The sequence below is a fragment of the Rhodocytophaga aerolata genome, assembly GCF_030503435.1.
In the GTDB taxonomy this organism is placed as follows: domain Bacteria; phylum Bacteroidota; class Bacteroidia; order Cytophagales; family 172606-1; genus Rhodocytophaga; species Rhodocytophaga aerolata.
Genome location: NZ_JAUKPO010000109.1, coordinates 1 through 4,095 on the forward strand (window position 1 = coordinate 1; position 4,095 = coordinate 4,095).

Annotated in this window: 3 protein-coding genes; all 3 read left to right on the forward strand. The window is 41.2% G+C overall.

The window, feature by feature from the left end; translation table 11 throughout:
- Positions 1-581, forward strand: a 581-nt coding sequence (locus Q0590_RS36755) for an LLM class flavin-dependent oxidoreductase (protein WP_302042673.1), incomplete at its 5' end; no start/stop codon positions are given.
- 584 nt (positions 582-1,165) lie between these two features.
- Positions 1,166-1,987 carry an alpha/beta fold hydrolase gene (locus tag Q0590_RS36760; RefSeq protein WP_302042674.1) on the forward strand — a complete coding sequence of 274 codons (822 nt, stop codon included), beginning with the start codon at positions 1,166-1,168 and terminating at the stop codon, positions 1,985-1,987.
- Positions 1,988-2,452: 465 nt separating this feature from the next.
- The gene (locus Q0590_RS36765; RefSeq protein ID WP_302042675.1) at positions 2,453-3,853 is read left to right on the forward strand and encodes a Gfo/Idh/MocA family protein; all 1,401 of its coding nucleotides are present in this window, start codon (positions 2,453-2,455) and stop codon (positions 3,851-3,853) included.
- Positions 3,854-4,095 lie beyond the last annotated feature (242 nt).

A 4,095-nucleotide genomic window follows, 5' to 3' on the forward strand; every position in this document is an offset into this window, starting at 1 on the left:
ATTTACCACTCAGAAGCCAGATTTCAAACCAGCAGTTGTGCAACACCCAGGCCCTGCAGAGAAAACTGCCCATATGGCTGGGGGTAGGTGGAACACCAGCATCTTTTGTGCGTGCAGGTTCCTTAGGGCTACCGCTGATGGTGGCCATTATTGGTGGTGACACAGCACGCTTTCGTCCCTTAGTAGATTTGTACCGGGAAGCAGGCCGCCGAGCAGGATTTTCAAGAGACCAGTTAAAGGTTGGGCTTCATTCACCAGGGTATGTGGCCCAAACCTATGAGCAGGCCATTGCGGATTATTATCCGGGCTACGCAGAGCTGTGGACGAAATTGGGTAAAGAACGAGGATGGCCACCGGTGACCAGGTCGCAATTCAATGCATTGATTGCCCCAGAAGGCGTACTGGTGGTGGGCGGACCTGAACAGGTAGCCGAAAAATTAGTGAGGCATAGCGAGGCTCTTGGCGGTGTAGATCGATTTACCTTCCAAATGGACAATGCCGGATTATCGCACCAGCAATTGTTACAATCCATTGAATTAATTGGCACGAAGGTTATTCCACACATAAAACACCTGGTATAGCTGACTTTAAAACCTATCGCTGAGCAGCATCAATAAGGATAGACCATATATAGCAGCTGAGAGAGAATATACATGTGTTGGCAAAGGCGTTAAATAGTTTTATTGATCTTTGTTTGTCAGGGGTGTAAGTTAGCGGAAATATTTACCAACTCTTATCCAACACCACATTCTAATAAACATTTGTGCCATTTTTGGAGTTGGAAAAGGGGGTGTTAGCATTTGCAGACTCTTTAAAATCAGCTATATCATCGGAAATATGGGTTTAAGTGTTATAAGTTGCATTCTTTCTCCTCTTGCCTATTTATCAAGTTTCATTAAAAGAGAAGTCGTCATAATTCCATAGCTTGTAGGCATAATGATCACCCCTCAACTATAAGTTGTTAGAGGTACCTACTACCCAAACTCTGTAATGATATTGTTGCTCAGACGATTCCCATAGCTGCGCAACAGCTTGCATTTTACTATACCTACTAAAGAATTTATTGGATTATTTATCGAAAATGATTCTCAATCCCTGTAAAAGCATATCTTTAAAATAGTATTTCTATAACTAGTATTTACCCGACTAAACAACCCCTAAAACGATGAGCAAAATTCAAGTAAAAGACGGCACAGAGATTTATTACAAAGATTGGGGGAGCGGACAACCGATCGTTTTCCATCACGGCTGGCCCCTATCTGGCGATGACTGGGATGCACAACTGATGTTTTTCCTCCATCAGGGTTTCAGAGTCATCGCACATGACCGGAGAGGCCATGGCAGATCAGGCCAAACCCCTCATGGCCATGATATGGACACCTATGCAGCCGATGTGGCAGAGCTTACTCAAGCCTTAGATTTAACAAATGCCATACACATTGGACATTCCACCGGCGGGGGGGAAGTGATTCGCTATGTAGCCAAGCATGGACAAGGGCGGGTAGCCAAAGCAGTCCTGATCAGTGCAGTAACTCCCCTCATGATGCAAACCCAAGCCAATCCGGATGGTATTCCCCTGTCTGTATTCGATGAAATCAGGGAAGGGACCGCTACCAGGCGGCCACAATATTTTCAGGACTTTACCTTGCCCTTTTATGGCTATAACCGGGAGGGGGCAAAGGTATCGCAAGGAATACGCGATAATTGGTGGAGACAAGCCATGATGGGCGCTATAAAAGCGCACTACGATTGTATCAAGGTTTTTTCAGAAACAGATTTTACGCAAGATCTTAAAAGTGTAGAGCTACCTGTACTGGTGATGCATGGAGAAGATGACCAAATCGTTCCTTTTGAGCTTACGGCTGTAAAGGCTGTTAAGCTGTTAAAAAATGGCAAACTTATTTCTTATCCGGGCTTTCCGCATGGCATGCCCACTACTGAAGCGGCAACCATAAATGCTGATATTTTAGCTTTTATTAAATCTTAAAGAATACATAAGCATCAATCCAATGACGATTAAAAGCTGTCAAAAAGTAATGACAGCTTTTTTAATGAGTTAATTTAACTACCCCATTTCTTTTAACTTATCAAAATGGGCAAGAAGGGAAACAATTGCTCTCCTAGCTTCTAACATTAAAAAGTTTCTTTCTTCTTTATTCCTCTTAATCTTGAATTAGATCAAAGGAGAGTTAGATAACTTAGATGTATATGAAAAAAGATCAAGCCAAAAGTTTCATATAAGAAAATATTCTTTTGTTTATATTGCCTATACACCTGAGCAAAACAAAAAGACATGTTTAATTTACATTATAAAATTCGGCTGATGAACCTTAAAACCAAAGCTATCAAAGATCTTGTGCCTGTTTTTTATAGAAGACAAGGCACTATGAATGGGTCCTCATGGAGTAGTAATAGCAACACTATCAAATAAATAGTCTAAAAATAATTCTTTATGAAAAACGATTCCTCAAGTTCCAGAAGAAAATTCTTACAGCATATTGGTGCTACCAGCATCCTAGCGGCAGCAGCTCCCCTTTCATCATTGGCTACCAATGCAAAAGCAGAAGAGCGCCTGTTAAGCTATGAAAGAAAAACATCGGCTAATGACAAAATTAGATTAGGGGTAATTGGCTATGGTGTGCAAGGGCATTTTGACTTGAATGCGGCTCTCAAAGTACCTGGTGTAGAATTAGCTGGCATTTGCGATTTATATACAGGTAGAATAGAAAATGCCAAAGAATTACACGGCAAAGGCCTGTTCACCACCATCAACTATAAAGAACTACTAGACAGAAAAGATATTGATGCGGTATTTATTTGTACCACTGATTGCTGGCATGCTCGTATCACCTTAGACGCCCTTGCCAAAGGTAAACATGTGTATTGTGAAAAACCAATGGTTTATCAAATCAGTGAGGGGTATCCTGTCATAGCTGCAGCAAAAAAGTCAGGCAAAGTAGTGCAGGTAGGTAGTCAACGAGTAAGTAGTATTGGTTATGCAAAAGCGAAAGAATTACTGGCTGCCGGGGAAATAGGAAAATTAAATATGGTGAATGCAGTCTATGATCGGCAGAGTTCGATTGGCGCATGGCAATATACCATTCCAAAAGATGCCAATGCCTTGACCACCAACTGGGATACATTCATTGAAGCCACCGAGAAAATGGCGTTTGATGCCAAGAAGTTTTTTTGGTGGAGAGCCTTTAAAGAAGTCGGTACAGGCGTAGCCGGCGACTTATTTGTCCATTTATTGAGTGGAACGCATTTTATCACTAATTCCAAAGGACCAGAAAGCATTTATAGTACCGGGCAATTCAGTTATTGGAAAGATGGCCGCAATTTGCCTGATGTAATGTCTGGTGTCATGCAATACCCTGACAGCAAAGAACATGAGGCTTTTCAATTGACTTTACAGGTCAATTTCATTAGTGGGACAGGCGGTCAGGAAGTGATCCGGTTAATCGGTTCAGAGGGCATAATTGAAGTAAATGGTAGTAATCTTACCGTAAAACATAGTTTGATGCCCCAGGCACCCGGATTTGGTGGGTATGATTCCCTGTTTACTTTTTCAAAAAGTATGCAGGCGGAAATGCAAAAAGAATATGAGGCAAAGTGGACGGCCGAACAAAGAAAAAGAAAAACAAAAGAGGACATCATTTTTAAAGCTCTTGAAGGGTATAACGATCATTTAGACCATATTACCAACTTTTTTGATGCCATCAGAGCCAATAAACCAGTCGTAGAAGATGCCCAATTTGGATTTAGAGCAGCAGCACCAGCATTAGCTTGTAACGAAAGCTATTTATCTAAAAAAATAGTCAGATGGGATCCAGAATCAATGAAACTAACATAACAAATATATAAAATAGCTATAAATTGCTTTGCTGGCATTTGTGTGAGCAAAGCAGCTTAGGATAGGCTAAAAGGAATGGGTTGCAATACTTAATTTGTTTCAAAAATTTAGCTGCTCTGTTGTGAGCAGTGATATAAACACTCTTTGACCTCTTCCCAATAATATGGACATTTGTAAGTAAAGAAATAGGGGGATATAGATTGACGCCTCTTTGTTGGGCACTCCATATCCCTTCATTGAAC

Coding starts and splice junctions, on each gene's coding strand:
- Q0590_RS36760 (WP_302042674.1), top strand. CDS start 1,166: ATGAGCAAAATTCAAGTAAAAGACGGCACAGAGATTTATTACAAAGAT.
- Q0590_RS36765 (WP_302042675.1), top strand. CDS start 2,453: ATGAAAAACGATTCCTCAAGTTCCAGAAGAAAATTCTTACAGCATATT.